This window comes from Acinetobacter calcoaceticus ANC 3811 (genome assembly GCF_000399665.1).
Taxonomy (GTDB): Bacteria; Pseudomonadota; Gammaproteobacteria; order Pseudomonadales; family Moraxellaceae; genus Acinetobacter; species Acinetobacter calcoaceticus_B.
In genome coordinates this window covers 2,401,208-2,416,931 of record NZ_KB976986.1, presented here as the reverse complement: position 1 = coordinate 2,416,931, position 15,724 = coordinate 2,401,208, and the positions used below count along the sequence as shown (strand labels likewise).

Sequence of the window (15,724 nt, the reverse complement as noted above, 5' to 3'; positions counted from 1 at the left end):
TAAATGGTTTGTAATCTATAGCTTTCAAAATTGAAAAGCTCTGACCCAAAGCTTGGTAAGTTATCGTGAGCTATAGAAATTGGCTTATTAATAAATTCATAGACTACTTTTGAATAATCAATGAATGTCTTGAGATAAAGGTGTTGATCTACCTTTATTTGGAGAGAGAACATAATAATTTTACATAAAAATAAAACACTTTAGATAAAAGGGTAGAAGGAAGCTTATTTTGATAAAATGTATATCTGTACTATGAAGTAAATCTAATGAATGAGTGAATTAGAGTATTGGAAATTTAGTGTTCTATAATCTTTTTTGTAGAGTTTTATTAAGTTTATATAATGATTGAGCTTAATTTAGATAATATTAATTAATATTAAAGACAAAGATTATGAATTTAAAAAATAAGTCATTTAATTTTATAGGGTTATAAAAAAGAGTAAATTAGATTTCACTTGGTGGAGTTGGATTTTATGCTCCACCAAATTCAATATTATTGTTTATTTTTGTTAATATGTAAAAATTTATTTAATTTATGAATTAAATAACCGCGCACTCCCGAACTTTCTCAAAATTAATGATTTTATTGATATAAGACCATGTTTTTTCTGAATTGATTTTAGATTTATTTATAGTGCCATCAATAATGAGTCCATCTACAATATTAAGAAAAAGACTTGTAAGAATTTGTTTATTCTCAACTTCTAGTTCTGAAAAGGTTGAAAAAACTAATTTGTAAATCCAATCTCGATATTCATTAATTTGATATTTAATAGATGGATAGAGTTGCATGACTTCAATCGTCGCTTTTTTAAATAAGCATCCATTGAAATCTTCAGTATTGATCCAGTCCATATACCAATTAAAAATACTTTTAAGTTTAATTAATGGATCATCAATATCGTTAATTTTATTAAATAAAGAAGCTTGGACTTCTAAATTTCTCCGATGAAGACATTCCTCAATTAAAACTTCTTTAGAAGAAAAGTATTTATAAAAAGTCATTTTTGCTACATTTGATTCAGCAATAATTCGGTCAATCCCAATAGAGGTATAGCTTTTCTGGTTAAAGAGGGAGGTGGCTGTTGTTATAATAGTTTCTCTTTTTGACATCGGTTTTCCCGTCATAAATATTTTTGATTAACTTTGCTATTGTAAAGTATGAAAGCTTAAATAAATCTTATTTTATGATATTAAAAAAATTATATTTATTCAATAGTTTGATTTGTTATTAAAAATAATAAGAATCACCTCTAATTGGCAATAATTTACTTTTTTTAAATATTATTAATTAATTCGTTGATTTGTTGAGTTAATAAACATAATATCAAATTGTTAAGTTTCAGGTTGTGGAATTTATTTTAGCAATTGAATGCGAAATTTAAATAAAAATAAGGCCTATAACTTAACTATAAGAAAAACTTTTTACTGAGAATGATTATGTCAAAAAAATTTGAAGACTTTAATAATCCAAGAGAAAAAGCATTGCAGGGGATGAGAAATAGCATTCCTGCAAAACAGTGGGAAGAAAATTTACAATTTCTTAAGCAGTTAAGAACTAAAATTGCGGAATTACCAGTTTCTAGACATCCTGCAATTGAAGTATTAAATAATGGATATCTCGATAAAAAGAGTTTGACCCATATTCATTTAGAATATCGTCATGCAATTGTACAAATCTTTACTGATGCTCTATTAAAAGCTCAGTTTCTAACAAAACAATTGGAACCAAAACTCCATTCTGGAGCTAAAATGTTTCCAAGAGTATTATTAAGTTTAAATATACTTGATGAGTTTGGTTTTCGCCCTGGTTTAGGTAAAGATAATTATTATTTGGGGAATCCTGAATATGCTCATTACCCATTGTATGAAGATTTACTTAATGATTATGGTTTAACAGAGCTTGATCGTCGTAATTTTAAACCATCAAAAATTTCAGATCAGATTAGAACATTTTTAGAATCTTCTTATGATAGTTATATCAATGTAGTCGCGTTACTAGCTGTTGCAGAGGAAGAGGTTATTCTTTTTAGTCCGCCATTACGTCAAGCGACCAAATTTGTGAATATCGATGTTGAAGGTGGTGGGTATTACCATGTGCATGGTGTATCTACTGATGAGACGTCTGAAGCTGCTGATGATGACCATCAAGATGATCTTTGGTTCACGTTAGCACAAGCAATTACCAAAGATGATTATGAAGGCTTAACTAAGCTATGCATTGAATATTGTGCTTTATGGAATGAATTCTGGGATGTACAAATTGCCGATGTCCAGTTTATTGAAGAAAAGAAACTGGCATAAGATATTCCACTAAGTCCGAAGAGAGCCTATCCATAATTGGATGGGCTTTTTTTAATTCTAAAATTTCTAAGATGCTAAGCTGCATTCTCAAAAAATATCAAAAAAACTTATGAGTGGCTCATGGCTTATCAACAATCATTAAACACTTCCATAAATCTGCTACAATTACGCCAATTTTTATTTTGATCGACTTTAGATCTTTGGCACTGCAATCTCCGCAGTAGGTGTATTTCATGAGTTTTAAAGATGAGTTAGCGGCACAGGTTGCTCAACGCCGCACATTTGCCATCATTTCCCACCCCGATGCCGGTAAAACCACCATGACAGAGAAATTGCTGTTATGGGGTAAAGCGATTCAGGTTGCAGGGATGGTAAAAAGCCGTAAATCTGACCGTGCAGCTACATCTGACTGGATGGAAATGGAAAAAGAGCGTGGAATTTCTATTACCACGTCTGTTATGCAGTTCCCTTATAAAGGTCATACCATTAACTTACTCGATACACCGGGACATGAAGATTTCTCGGAAGATACTTATCGTACCCTAACTGCAGTTGATTCTGCGTTAATGGTAATTGATGGTGCAAAAGGTGTCGAAGAACGTACCATCAAATTGATGGAAGTTTGTCGTATGCGCGACACTCCTATTATTTCATTTGTAAACAAGATGGACCGTGAGATTCGTGAGCCGCTTGAGTTACTTGATGAAATTGAAAATGTTCTTAATATCCGCTGTGTGCCGATTACATGGCCATTAGGAATGGGCCGTGATTTCGCTGGTGTATACAACATTATTGAAAATAAATTGTATGTATATAAAGCAGGCTTTGGCTCAACCATTACCGATATTGAAGTACGTGATGGATATGACTATGCTGATGTTCGTGAAAAAGTAGGTGATTTGGCTTGGGCATCTTTTGAAGAGTCGCTTGAGCTTGTGCAAATGGCAAATGAGCCATTAGACCGTGACTTATTTTTACAAGGTAAACAAACTCCGGTTCTATTTGGTACAGCATTAGGTAACTTTGGTGTTGACCACGTATTAGATGCTTTCATGGGGTGGGCACCTGAACCTAAAGCGCACCCTACACAAGAGCGTGTAGTTGAAGCGAAAGAAGAAGGTTTCTCTGGTTTTGTATTTAAAATTCAAGCCAACATGGACCCGAAACACCGTGACCGTATTGCCTTCATGCGTATTTGCTCTGGTAAATATGAAAAAGGTTTAAAGATGAACCACGTGCGTCTTGGTAAAGATGTCCGCATTAGTGATGCTTTGACATTCCTTGCTGGTGAGCGTGAACATTTAGAAGAAGCATGGCCAGGTGATATTATTGGTTTACATAACCATGGCACAATTCAAATTGGTGATACTTTTACTAGTGGTGAAAATTTACATTTCACAGGTATTCCTCACTTTGCGCCAGAGATGTTCCGTCGTGTGCGTTTAAGAGATCCATTGAAGTCAAAACAATTGCAAAAAGGTTTGAAAGAGTTGTCTGAAGAAGGGGCGACTCAGGTATTTATGCCACAAATTAGCAATGACTTGATTGTGGGGGCGGTAGGTGTGCTTCAGTTTGACGTGGTTGCTTATCGTTTGAAAGAAGAATATAAGGTTGACTGTGTTTATGAGCCTGTAAGCGTTAACACCGTTCGCTGGATTCACTGTGATGACGAAAAAATTCTGAATGAATTTAAGAAGAAAGCACATGACCAACTTTCTATCGATGGTGGCGGACACTTAACCTATCTTGCACCAAGCCGAGTAAACTTGCAGATTATGCAAGAGCGTTGGCCTGATATTCAGTTCCGTAACACACGTGAACACTGATCATTTTAATGTGACAAACAGCTTCGAATAGAAGCTGTTTTGTTTTGAAAAATAAGAAAGGATGATGAAATGAAGTTGAGTAAAAAGGCAATTATTGCGCTTGTGGTTGCAGTCATAACATTAATTTCTGCTATTTCTATTTTTGTCTGGAAAAGCTCTCAGTCTTCGTCATCTTCTCAAAAAAAATTAGCATCTACTCAAGCTCAATATATTGAAAAAGCTGAAGTACTGCCATTCCTTAACTTACAACAAGTAAAAGCTGAATATGCTTTGCCATTTTGTGAGAAGAAAAACTGTATTGATGCCGATATTCAAACGATAAAGACCCAAGATACATGGCTAAATGAATGGATCGCAAAAAGTCAGGCTAAAGTGATCCAAGACCAAATTGATTTGAAAAAAGACTTAAGTTTGCAGCAAGCTATTAATGCTTATGTTAAAAAGTCTGATGAATGGCAAGATAAATATTCAAAGAATCGGGCTTATGAATTGCATCTTCATACGCGTATTGCATCGCAACGTAACCAATATGTTTTATTGCAATTAGGCCTTGATACCAAGCAAGAAGAGCTCACGATTAAAGATCGTTATTACTTTTTCGTGGCTGACCGAAAACTGCATAAAAGCTTAGCTTTGTTAGATGTTTTACAAAAAGATCAACAAACGACTGTGCATCAAATGGTGCAGGTGGCCTATCAAGACTGGTTAAAAAAGCAAACTACTGACATAAAGAAAGAAGCACCAAAAACTTTATATTGGGGACAAGCGGATTGGTTCTTTGATGGTGAAGGTGTTGGCTTACATTATCAGGCAAACCAAATCACTAAAGAGGCCCCACAGCTCGATATTTATTTATCTAAAGAACAAACCAAAAAAATATTACAACCCAAGGTTTATGAACAAATGTTTTAAGATGGTAGCAGAATTTGCAACCTCTATTTATATGCGCTAATTTCTTAGAAAAGGCACTGTGTAATCTCCTTAGAATAAAAGGCAAAATATGATGTTATCTTCTAAAGCTTCACTGCGATTAACTTTGCTTGCTTCTGCTATATTTTTGGTGGCATGCCAACCTAAAGCTGATCCTAAGGATTCTCAAGAACAGCAGAAACCAGCAGTTGAGGAACAAAAGCCAGTAGAGCTGACTTTGAAGGGCGAAACGGTTCCTAGTAAGGTCGCTTTACCTGATTGTGATGGTAAAACTTGTCCCGAATTCACAGTTGAACGTTTGCAGAGTAATTTTCCATTTATTGACAAAATTCTAGATCAGCAAATCTTAAAGACTCTAGGTCAAATTTTAGAGATTGCTGAACCCGATGCTAAAGTGAAGCAAGCAGATCAAAAAACAGAAGCTTCAGCAGTTGCGAGTGCAGAGCAAAAAAATAGCTTTGATGCACAGGTTCAACGTTACGCCAATTCATTTATTGGTTTGGACAATGAGTTAAAAGCTTTAAGTAGTAATCATCAGATTAATCTTTTGGTGAAACCTAAAATTCTGCAGGCTCAAGGTAAAGTTGTAACTGTGGTGCTTAATAGTAGTAGCTATTTAGGTGGTGCACACGGTTCTGCTGCACAGCATTATTATAATTTTGATTTAAAAGAACAAAAGCAGATCAAGCTTGAAGATTTGTTACGCCCACAGCAAAAAGCTGCATTAGAAAAGTTGGCGCATGAAGCCTTTAAGACTTGGGTTACGGACTCTAAACTAGCTGATAATGTAGGTGAATATGAGCAAGCTTGGCCATTTAAACTATCTGATAACTTCTTATTGGGTGAGCAAGGTTTAATTCTTCAATATGGTGAATATGAAATTGGACCATATGTGGTGGGATTACCTCGATTAGTCATTCCATATGATCAATTACAAGATGTGTTGAAACAAGAGTATTTGCCACAGCCTAAAGCTAAACCAGCTTCGGCACCCGTTGCAAAAAGTGCTGGCTAATGCATTTGTTTGATACCCATACTCATTTTGATGTTGCCGATTTTGATGAAGATCGGCAGCAGTTAGCGCTTAATGCTAAAAAAGTGGGCGTAGATGCATTAGTCTTAATTGGCTTTTTACAGTCACGCTTTGACGAGTTGGTGCAGACTCATCATCAGTTAAAAAGCTGGAAAAATGTACCCACTTCATATTTAGCACCAGGCTTACATCCGTTTTATATTGAGCAGCATCAGCTAGAACATCTTTCTCATCTTGAACACATCTTGCAGCAACAAGACTGTGTGGCAGTGGGTGAAATTGGCTTAGATACTTTCTTAAAAGAACATAAGCAGCCCGATATATATGCCAAGCAAAAACAATATTTTGTAGATCAGTTAGAGCTTGCAACCCAATACCAAAAACCAGTATTACTCCACATTCGTAAAGCGCATGGTGATGTGCTCGCTATATTAAAAGCTCAAAAATTTAAATTGGGTGGCATTGCTCATGCATTTAGTGGTGGGGTAGAAGAGGCAAAAGGCCTTATTAAGCTTGGTTTTAAAATTGGTGTGACAGGGCAGATTACCAACCCGAACGCAAAAAAACTTCATACTGTTGTGCAGGCTATCGGTGCCGATCATTTGGTGATTGAAACAGATTGCCCAGATATGACACCACTTTGCTGTCAAACCTCATCAGAACAGCGTACCCGTAATACCCCAGTTAATTTGCCTTATGTTTTGCAAAGTTTGGCAGAAAACTTAAACATATCAGCGTTAGATTTGGCCGTACAGCTTTGGGAAAACTCGCTCTCGGCGTTGAAATTATCGTAATAAAAATCAAAGATTAGAAATAGTAACTAAAACAAAACACAGCGATTAGAAAAGAAGCTTAAAGTAAGAAAACAACATGTAAAAACGTGAAAAATAACATTGCCAGACATGGGAGGATAACCCAATGGCTAAGTATAGCAATATCAATAGTTTTAATGCTTTACAGACGCTAACAGTAGGTTCCAGCAATTATCAGATTTTTAGCTTAGCCCAAGCCGAGAAAACGCTAGGGGATATTGCCAAACTACCGAAATCTTTAAAAGTATTATTGGAAAACTTATTACGGTTTGAAGACCAACTTAGCGTTAAAACTGAACACATCTATGCCTTAGCAGAATGGTTAAAAACCAAAGGTTCTGAACAGGAAATTCAATATCGACCTGCTCGAGTTTTAATGCAGGATTTTACAGGGGTACCCGCTGTAGTCGATTTGGCAGCAATGCGAGCAGCCATGGCTCAAGCTGGTGGAGACCCAGAGAAGATTAATCCGTTATCTCCTGTAGATTTGGTGATCGACCACTCGGTGATGGTTGACTATTTTGCCGATGATCAGGCTTTTGAAGAAAACGTACATATTGAAATGCAGCGTAATGGCGAACGATATCAATTTCTACGTTGGGGACAGTCTGCATTTAATAATTTTAGTGTAGTGCCGCCAGGTACGGGGATTTGCCATCAGGTCAATTTAGAATATTTGGCCCAAGCAGTGTGGTTGGGGGAAGATGAAGGCAAAACTTTTGCATTTCCTGATACCTTAGTGGGAACAGATTCGCATACGACCATGATTAATGGCTTGGGTGTTTTAGGTTGGGGCGTAGGCGGTATTGAGGCTGAAGCTGCAATGTTGGGCCAACCCATCTCTATGCTTATTCCTGAAGTCATCGGTTTTAAACTTACAGGAAAATTACCAGAAGGTATTACAGCAACAGACTTGGTACTCACTATTACTCAAATGCTTCGCCAAAAAGGTGTGGTGGGTAAATTTGTAGAGTTCTATGGAGATGGTTTGGCAGATTTGCCTCTTGCTGACCGTGCAACAATTGCCAATATGGCACCAGAATATGGTGCAACCTGTGGTTTCTTTCCAATAGATGAAGTGACTATAGGATATCTGAAACTGACAGGGCGTCATGAAGACCGTATTGAGCTCGTTGAAGCCTATAGTAAAGCTCAAGGTTTATGGCGAAATGCTGGTGATGAACCTGTTTTTACAGATACTTTAAGTTTAGACATGACTACGGTGCAAGCAAGTTTGGCTGGACCAAAACGCCCGCAAGACCGAGTGCTGTTATCAGAAGTACCTAAAGCGTTTAATGCACTCATGGAGTTAACGCTAAAACCAGCAAAAGAAGCAAAAGAACGTCTAGAAAATGAAGGTGGTGGTACTGCTGTAGAGGCAAAAAAAGCAAATATTCAACATGAAAGTCCATCTTGCGTGATTGAAGGACAAACCTATCCATTAAATCATGGGGATGTTGTTATTTCTGCGATTACCTCTTGTACCAATACTTCGAACCCAAGCGTGATGTTAGCGGCGGGGTTACTTGCCAAAAAAGCCATTGAAAAAGGCTTGCAACGAAAACCATGGGTGAAAAGCTCTCTTGCACCTGGTTCTAAGGTCGTGACTGATTATTTGTTGGCTGCTGGGCTTACGCCGTATTTAGATGAGTTGGGTTATAACTTGGTGGGGTATGGCTGTACAACCTGTATTGGTAACTCAGGCCCATTACCCGAGCCAGTCGAAGATGCAATTCAATGTCATGATTTGAATGTTGCATCTGTACTTTCTGGTAACCGTAACTTTGAAGGACGGGTACATCCATTAGTTAAAACCAATTGGTTAGCTTCACCGCCTCTCGTGGTTGCTTATGGTTTGGTTGGGAATATTCGTACTGACCTGACAACAGAGCCTCTTGGTGAGGGCAAAGATGGACAGCCCGTCTATTTAAAAGATATCTGGCCAAGTCAGGCAGAAATTGATGTTGTCTTGCAGAAAGTAAATACAGAGATGTTCCATAAAGAATATGCTGCGGTCTTTGATGGTGATGCGAGTTGGCAAGCGATTCAGATTCCAAAGAGTAAGACCTATGAATGGGCAGATGACTCGACGTATATCCGACATCCTCCTTTCTTTGAAGGAATTGGAGAGCCACCGAAACCAATTAAAAATATTGAACAGGCGCGTATTTTGGCAGTTTTAGGTGACTCGGTCACAACTGACCATATTTCACCAGCGGGGAATATCAAAAAAGATAGTCCCGCAGGTCGGTATCTGCAAGAGCAAGGGGTCGATCCAAAAGACTTTAACTCGTATGGTTCTCGACGTGGTAATCATGAAGTGATGATGCGAGGAACTTTCGCCAACATTCGTATTAAAAACGAAATGCTTGGTGGTGAAGAGGGTGGTAATACTATTTACATTCCAAGTGGTGAAAAGCTTGCCATTTATGATGCAGCGATGCTTTACCAACAAGAAAACACACCTCTTGTGATTATTGCCGGTAAGGAATATGGAACAGGTTCTTCACGTGACTGGGCTGCAAAAGGAACAAATTTATTAGGTGTGAAAGCAGTGATTGCAGAGAGTTTTGAGCGTATCCATCGTTCAAACCTAGTCGGTATGGGAGTGTTGCCATTACAGTTTGTTGATGGGCAAACTCGTCAATCTCTTAATTTAACGGGTCATGAAGTGATATCAATCCGTGGTTTGCTGGATGGGATTCAACCTCATCAAATTCTTGAAGTTGATGTAAAACGGCCCAATGGGGTAGCGAGTCATTTTAATGTGTTGTGCCGAATTGATACGTTAAATGAGGTCGAGTACTTTAAGGCTGGTGGTATTTTGCATTATGTACTGCGGAATTTGATTGCTTCATAAATCGATAAACTTAGCTCGGCCTTTTAATGAATATGTTTTGGCTGATGTTGGGTATATAGATACATCCTTACTTTTCGAGGATGAAAAGTAACAAAAATCCTCTGTCGGGCTGACGGTATGTCCTTATACCGCAGCCCAACTGGGCGGCATCCCTGCCGCCTGTCACGTTAGTAAATAATGACTTAAATCTTAAATAATATAATTTGATTTATAATGATAAGACTTGTCGTGAGTTTAAATATCACCATCTCAAGTTTTCTTTGTTCTGAAATACACTTTCTTCTGAAAAGCAGTAAAATACTCTCCGTGTTTTATATCCTACAAAGAGTAGCAATGACCGATCTCCAACAAGATGAATATGACCGCCGTTTTGCAGGTGTAGCTAAAGTTTATGGTGATTCATCGTTCCTGCACTATGAAAAAAGTCATGTGATGGTGATTGGTATTGGTGGGGTAGGCAGTTGGGCGGTTGAAGCTTTAGCACGTACAGGTGTTGGTGAGATCACGTTAGTCGATATGGACGTGGTTGCAGCATCAAATGTAAACCGTCAGTTACCTGCAATGACATCAACTCTAGGCTGTGAAAAAGTTGAGATTATGGCGGAGCGTTGTCGCCAAATTAACCCTCGTATTGAAGTCAATATTATTGATGACTTCTTAACACCTGAGAACGTCACAGAGCTGTTAAATCCTGTACCTGATATTATCTTGGACTGTATTGACGACGTTAAAGCGAAATTGGCTTTAATGCTTCATTGCCGTTTTAATAAAATTCCTTTGATTGTGTCAGGTGGAGCAGGTGGTAAGCTTGATCCGCTTAAAATCCGCGTGGCTGATTTATCAAAAACAGAACAAGACCCAATGTTAGCGAAGCTACGTAGTCAACTTCGTGCGCGGGGCATCTGTAAAAAGCCAAAAGAGAAATTTGGGATTACTTGTGTTTACTCAATCGATAATCCATTTTCAAATGCCGATGTTTGTCCTTCGGCTGGGTTGCGCTGTGGTGGCTATGGTTCAGCAGTAGTGGTGACTTCAAGTTTTGCCATGATTGCTGTGGCTGAAGTTTTAAAGAAACTCGATCTAAAGAAAGCTTAATTTAAATATTAAAAAGGCATGTGCTTATGTGAGTACAGGCCTTTCGTCTGTGAGAAAAACTATTTAATCATATAACTCTATGGTGTCTTGTTTCTCTTGTGTTGGAAGCTGCTGATCATAAAAGTTAAAACACCATAAAATTAAAACAATGAAAGTGAAGACGGCGAAACCTTTTAAATACTTCATGAATAATTCAATCAAGGGAATGGTCTTGATAAAATTCTAGCGGAGACAATCTATCTAATCTAATATGGAAAATAGACCTCATGATCTAATTTTGAGATGGTAATGCTCACATTAAAACAATTCCAATATTTCATAAAAATTGTAGAAGAAGGGAGCTTTACTGCTGCTTCAGAAAAACTATTCATTGCTCAGTCGGCTTTAAGTCGGCAAATTAAATTATTAGAAGAAGAAATTGATTTTCAGTTATTTGATCGCACTGACAAGAAAGTAAAACTTACAGCGGCAGGAGAGGTCTTCTATAAAAAAATAAAAGATAATATGCATTATTTAAATGAAATTATTGGAGTTTCTAAGAATATTGCAGATGGAAAAAATCGCCAGATTAAAATTGCTCACTCGAGCAGTATTGTTATGGACCATAAAAAGGTTCAAATATTAAAAGAAATTAGTTTAACGCAGCAGCTTAGTTTTGAACTGAATACCTTGTCATCTGAGCATCAAATTTTGGCTTTACTGAATGGTGAAATTGATATTGGTTTGATTAGACCACCAGTTCGTCACACATTAGATGAAATTAATGCTCTTAAGTTATATGAAGAACCTTTAATGGTGGCTGTGCATATTGATCACGCTAAGTTTGCAAATCAACAAGAGATTCAAGTCAAAGACTTAAAAGATGAGTATTTCGTTTCTACCCCACATTCTAAACGAGGTGGTTTAAGCTATTTTGTTTCAAACCTATGCTTGGCTGCTGGGTTTACGCCTCAGAAAGCTGCGATTCAGTCACGCAAGATTTCACAATTACAGCTTGTGGCTGCAAATTTAGGGGTAAGTATTGTGCCTGAAGAGTTTCAGCAGATTTTGCCTGCCAATGTAAAGTTGTTACCTTTGGCAGATCATCTATTCTTTTCCGAGGTATTTTTAGTCTATAGAAAAGAGAAGGATGAAATTATTCAGCATTGTGCCGAAATCATTCATCAAGCATTTCAATCTTAGAAAATTGATTAAGCGGCTAATCTATAGTAAGTGTAAGTAACACTATCATCTTTATAGACATCATAGCTATTTTGTTTGAAGTCAGAGACCCATTCACTTCCTGTATATCCAGCAATATGTCCATAAACATGGTTGCGGGTTCTGTGAATGATATAGATGTCGCCTTCTTGTGGTTCATCAAAGGCTGGATTAATTTCTTTATAGCCAATCTTTTTTAGGGTATCACCCCAATCTGAAGCTGCGATTGGATGATTTTCGACATTGGCACCAGCAGATTCTAGTGCAAGGCGGATACTGCGTGCGCAACGCGCTTTACTACGTCTAGAGGTAACACTTTCTAATTTAGCTACGAATCTATCAACATCTATAGCGGGAGTACTGGGGGTTTCTGTCTGATGACTGTTGGGTTTCATGGTGAAAGGATAAGGAAGGCTTGGGGTGCTGTGGGATACAACAATAGCTGCCTGATTTGAATCCTGATACATATAATTATCAGCTACTTGTCCGTCATAAATAATCATCGTGAAATCTCTACCGTACTATCTATATCCATATTTAAAAAATCACCACCTACCTGTGGCGTTCAGAGATACTAATAGGCGTACCTTAAAAGTTTTGTTTATGTTATGTAATAACGTATCTTTTTAACCGAAATTATAAATTGGAGCTAAAAAAATATTTATTAAAATCACTCATAAAAACAAATTAACTTAAGTTATTGATATTATTTGCTATAAATAATTAATCAGAGCTTAAATTTGAATATTTTAATTCAATATTTGCGAATATACTCAAATTCTAAGTCTCTGATTTAAAATGCCACATTTTCTTACAATTTAAGAGGCCATCACAAGCTTAAGCTTGATGCTCTTTTAAATATTCCTCGGTACGAATTAAAGCTGCTTGCATGTTGCCAATAGCCTGTTCTACATCACCTAAAGTTTTTGCATTTCCACCACTTAGTGCCTGACGCCATTTACGCGCACCCGGTAAATTCTGGAATAAACCCAAAATATGACGGGTAATAATTGAAAGTGGAGCACCTTCAGCCATACGTTGTTCAATATAAGGCAGCATTTGTTCCATAATCTCGAATCGATCTGGAGCTTCTAAATTCCAAAGCTGACCCATTTCCGCGAGTAAGTACGGATTATGATAGGCTTCGCGGCCAATCATAACGCCATCAACATGCTGTAAATGTGTTTGAGTTTCAGCAAACGTTTTAATCCCGCCGTTAATTTCAATGGTAAGATGTGGGCGCTCTTGTTTTAAACGATAAACATCTTCATAGCGTAAAGGTGGAACTTCACGGTTTTCTTTCGGTGATAGGCCTTTCAAAATAGCGATGCGAGCATGCACTACAAAATGAGTGCAACCTGTTGCAGCCACAGTATCTACGAAATGCAGCATCTCTTCGTAAGAGTGCATATCATCAATACCAATACGGTGTTTGACCGTTACAGGAATAGTTACTGCTTTTTGCATGCTGTGAATGCATTCAGCAACCAAGTCTGGCTCTGCCATTAAGCAAGCACCAATTTTATTGTTCTGTACACGGTCACTTGGGCAGCCTACATTGAGGTTGACTTCATCGTAACCCCAGTCTTCAGCCATTTTTGTGCAGGTTGCAAGCTCTTGGGGATTTGAACCGCCAAGTTGTAATACGATAGGGTGTTCTTGTGCGCTGTAGTCCAAATGACGTTTTGCATCGCCAAAAAGAATCGCACCTGTAGTCACCATTTCTGTGTAGAGCACAACATTTGGGTTAAACAAGCGTGCAAAGAATCGATAATCCTTTGTAGTCCAGTCCATCATAGGGGCGACAGAAATACGAGGTTGTAACGATTGAAGTGATTGCATAACCAATAGCCCAAAAGTCGCTAAATTAATGAAAGGGCAGCATTATACGAGGTTTATGCTTGAATCGACAGAGGCATTTAACTGAGTAATTTATAGCCACCCTTATGTTAAATATAGGAAGATGATTTATAACAAGTTACGTTATTAGGAAACCATTTTCTTTTTTTGTAAGATGGTATCGAACATGCTAAATAAAATACAAAGAACAACTAATCCAATACCAGCAAGACAAGTCATGGTCCATCCACCACGGTTCCATGCAAAAATTCCTAATGCCGAACCGCCTGCGCCACCAATAAAGTAAGTCGTCATATAGATGGCATTAATACGAGATTTTGCATCTGGTCTTAAACGGAAAATAATGCTCTGGTTACTGGTGTGTACGAGCGCGAGTGCTAACTGAATTAAAGCAAAACCAATAATATAGCTAGAGAGTAAAGTCTGCCCATAATAGAAACAAATCCAACTCAATAAGAATAATCCACATCCCATCCATGTCAGTAAGCCAGTATGGCCTTGATCTGCATATTTACCAATGTAACGTGTTGATAAAGCACCAAAGATACCGACTAAAGGCACTAGTCCAATAAAGAGATCAGGTAAATGATGTGCTGAGGTAAGGAGTAATGCGATGGTGGAATACAGAATACTGACTGATGCAAATGCAAAGCCACCTGTAAGCGCTCTTATTAATAAACGCTTTTCCTCTTTTAGGAGCTGAGCCATAGAACCAAAGATCTGTCCATAGTTCATTTTCATACGCAAAACATAAGGCAAGCGACTTTTTAAGGTGTACGCCAGTAGTAACATTAATATGCCACTTACGACATAAATGACTTTCCAGTGGAATAAGTTAGAGAATAAACCCGCTAGACTGGTAGAGAGTAAAATCCCGACCAATAAGCCGCTCATTAAAAAACCAATGATCTCGCCAGTTTTTTCGGGTTTTACAGTCATTGTGGCAAGTGGAATAAGCACTTGAGCTGCAACCGAAAACAATCCTGCTAAAATTGTACCGATCCATAGCATGGGTAAGTTAACGGCAAAAGCCGACGTAAATAGGCCAACTGCACAAAGTACCATCAAAAACGGAATAGCCTTGGCTTTATTGACGATATCGCCCATCGGAACAATAAAGAGCAGACCGAGGGCATAAGACACCTGAGCAAATGTAACGGTCAATGCTGCTTGTGCCTGAGTTACGGCAAAGTCTTGTTGAATCGAGTGAATCAGGGGCTGACAATAATAGTTCACACCTGCACACAAACCACATGCTGCTGCCATCAACCAAAGCAATGGTTTATTCTGACTGATATCTTCAGGGGTAGACATGATGTTCTCTCGATTTTATTAGGTGTATGCGGTTGCTTCGACTTCAATGAGCATATGCTCTAATGCAAGGCGTGGTACAGGAATGAGTGTACAGGCTGGAAAAGGATGATTTTTCCATAAATTTTGCATAATTTTAATCAAAATTTGATGTTTTTCGACCGAATGGTCAACAACTAAAACTCTTAATACAGCAGTGTTGCTAAGCTCTGCATTGGCAGCTTTTAAAGCATGTTGAATATTATCAAAAGTTTGGGCTGCTTGTTCTTCAAAATTTGGGCTTAATTCACCTTTTGAGTTTTCGCCTCCTTGGCCTGCAATATGAATAATCTTTTTAAAATTTTCTACCACAGCAACATGACTATAAGCATTTGGGGTAGGGTCATATAAAGTTGATGGATTTATTATTTTGAAAGTTTCTTGATTCATGTAACTCAACCGTTTAGTAAAATTTAGATGAGTATCCAACCTCAACTTAAGTTGAGGTCAAGAA

The 15,724-nt window shown here is 37.7% G+C and carries 14 protein-coding genes; 8 read left to right on the top strand and 6 right to left on the bottom strand.

Going from position 1 to position 15,724, the window contains the following annotated elements; all coding sequences use genetic code 11:
- Positions 1 to 540: 540 nt before the first annotated feature.
- Positions 541 to 1,113 carry a TetR/AcrR family transcriptional regulator gene (locus F935_RS12585; protein WP_016139259.1) on the bottom strand — a complete coding sequence of 191 codons (573 nt, stop codon included), beginning with the start codon at positions 1,111 to 1,113 and terminating at the stop codon, positions 541 to 543.
- A gap of 327 nt (positions 1,114 to 1,440) precedes the next feature.
- Between F935_RS12585 and F935_RS12580 the strand changes: the two genes are divergently transcribed.
- From F935_RS12580 to F935_RS12550, 7 genes are all read left to right on the top strand, one after another.
- Positions 1,441 to 2,304, top strand: coding sequence for a hypothetical protein (locus F935_RS12580; RefSeq protein ID WP_016139258.1), 864 nt, complete (start codon positions 1,441 to 1,443; stop codon positions 2,302 to 2,304).
- 233 nt (positions 2,305 to 2,537) lie between these two features.
- Positions 2,538 to 4,130 (top strand): peptide chain release factor 3, encoded by a 1,593-nt coding sequence (locus tag F935_RS12575; protein WP_016139257.1) that lies wholly within the window; start codon positions 2,538 to 2,540, stop codon positions 4,128 to 4,130.
- A gap of 69 nt (positions 4,131 to 4,199) precedes the next feature.
- Positions 4,200 to 5,042: a hypothetical protein gene (locus tag F935_RS12570; RefSeq protein ID WP_016139256.1), complete on the top strand. Its 843-nt coding sequence runs from the start codon at positions 4,200 to 4,202 to the stop codon at positions 5,040 to 5,042.
- Positions 5,043 to 5,133: 91 nt separating this feature from the next.
- Complete coding sequence (locus F935_RS12565) at positions 5,134 to 6,075, top strand: RsiV family protein (RefSeq protein WP_080645604.1); 942 nt, start codon at positions 5,134 to 5,136, stop codon at positions 6,073 to 6,075.
- Positions 6,075 to 6,887, top strand: a complete 813-nt coding sequence (locus F935_RS12560; RefSeq protein WP_016139254.1) for a TatD family hydrolase — start codon at positions 6,075 to 6,077, stop codon at positions 6,885 to 6,887. Before F935_RS12565 ends, F935_RS12560 begins: the two co-directional genes overlap by 1 nt.
- 124 nt (positions 6,888 to 7,011) lie before the next feature.
- Entirely contained in the window at positions 7,012 to 9,765 is a 2,754-nt protein-coding gene (acnA, locus tag F935_RS12555) for an aconitate hydratase AcnA (protein ID WP_016139253.1), read from the top strand.
- Between the two features lie 333 nt (positions 9,766 to 10,098).
- The gene (locus F935_RS12550; RefSeq protein WP_016139252.1) at positions 10,099 to 10,860 is read left to right on the top strand and encodes a tRNA threonylcarbamoyladenosine dehydratase; all 762 of its coding nucleotides are present in this window, start codon (positions 10,099 to 10,101) and stop codon (positions 10,858 to 10,860) included.
- Positions 10,861 to 10,923: 63 nt separating this feature from the next.
- Here the strand turns inward: F935_RS12550 and F935_RS18545 are convergent, their stop codons facing one another.
- On the bottom strand, positions 10,924 to 11,046 hold the full coding sequence (locus F935_RS18545) for a hypothetical protein (protein WP_080645603.1): 123 nt from the start codon (positions 11,044 to 11,046) through the stop codon (positions 10,924 to 10,926).
- A gap of 96 nt (positions 11,047 to 11,142) precedes the next feature.
- Here F935_RS18545 and F935_RS12545 point away from each other — a divergent pair, with 96 nt between their 5' ends.
- A complete protein-coding gene (locus F935_RS12545; protein ID WP_080645602.1) occupies positions 11,143 to 12,042 on the top strand; it encodes a LysR family transcriptional regulator in 900 nt (299 codons plus the stop codon).
- An 8-nt stretch (positions 12,043 to 12,050) separates the two neighbouring features.
- Here F935_RS12545 and F935_RS12540 read toward each other — a convergent pair whose 3' ends face one another.
- From F935_RS12540 to F935_RS12525, 4 genes are all read right to left on the bottom strand, one after another.
- The gene (locus F935_RS12540) at positions 12,051 to 12,563 is read right to left on the bottom strand and encodes a hypothetical protein (protein WP_016139250.1); all 513 of its coding nucleotides are present in this window, start codon (positions 12,561 to 12,563) and stop codon (positions 12,051 to 12,053) included.
- A 334-nt stretch (positions 12,564 to 12,897) separates the two neighbouring features.
- A complete protein-coding gene (gene dusA, locus F935_RS12535; protein WP_016139249.1) occupies positions 12,898 to 13,902 on the bottom strand; it encodes a tRNA dihydrouridine(20/20a) synthase DusA in 1,005 nt (334 codons plus the stop codon).
- Positions 13,903 to 14,046: 144 nt separating this feature from the next.
- Positions 14,047 to 15,234, bottom strand: a complete 1,188-nt coding sequence (locus F935_RS12530; protein WP_016139248.1) for an MFS transporter — start codon at positions 15,232 to 15,234, stop codon at positions 14,047 to 14,049.
- A gap of 18 nt (positions 15,235 to 15,252) precedes the next feature.
- Positions 15,253 to 15,660 (bottom strand): RidA family protein, encoded by a 408-nt coding sequence (locus F935_RS12525; RefSeq protein WP_016139247.1) that lies wholly within the window; start codon positions 15,658 to 15,660, stop codon positions 15,253 to 15,255.
- Positions 15,661 to 15,724: the final 64 nt, after the last annotated feature.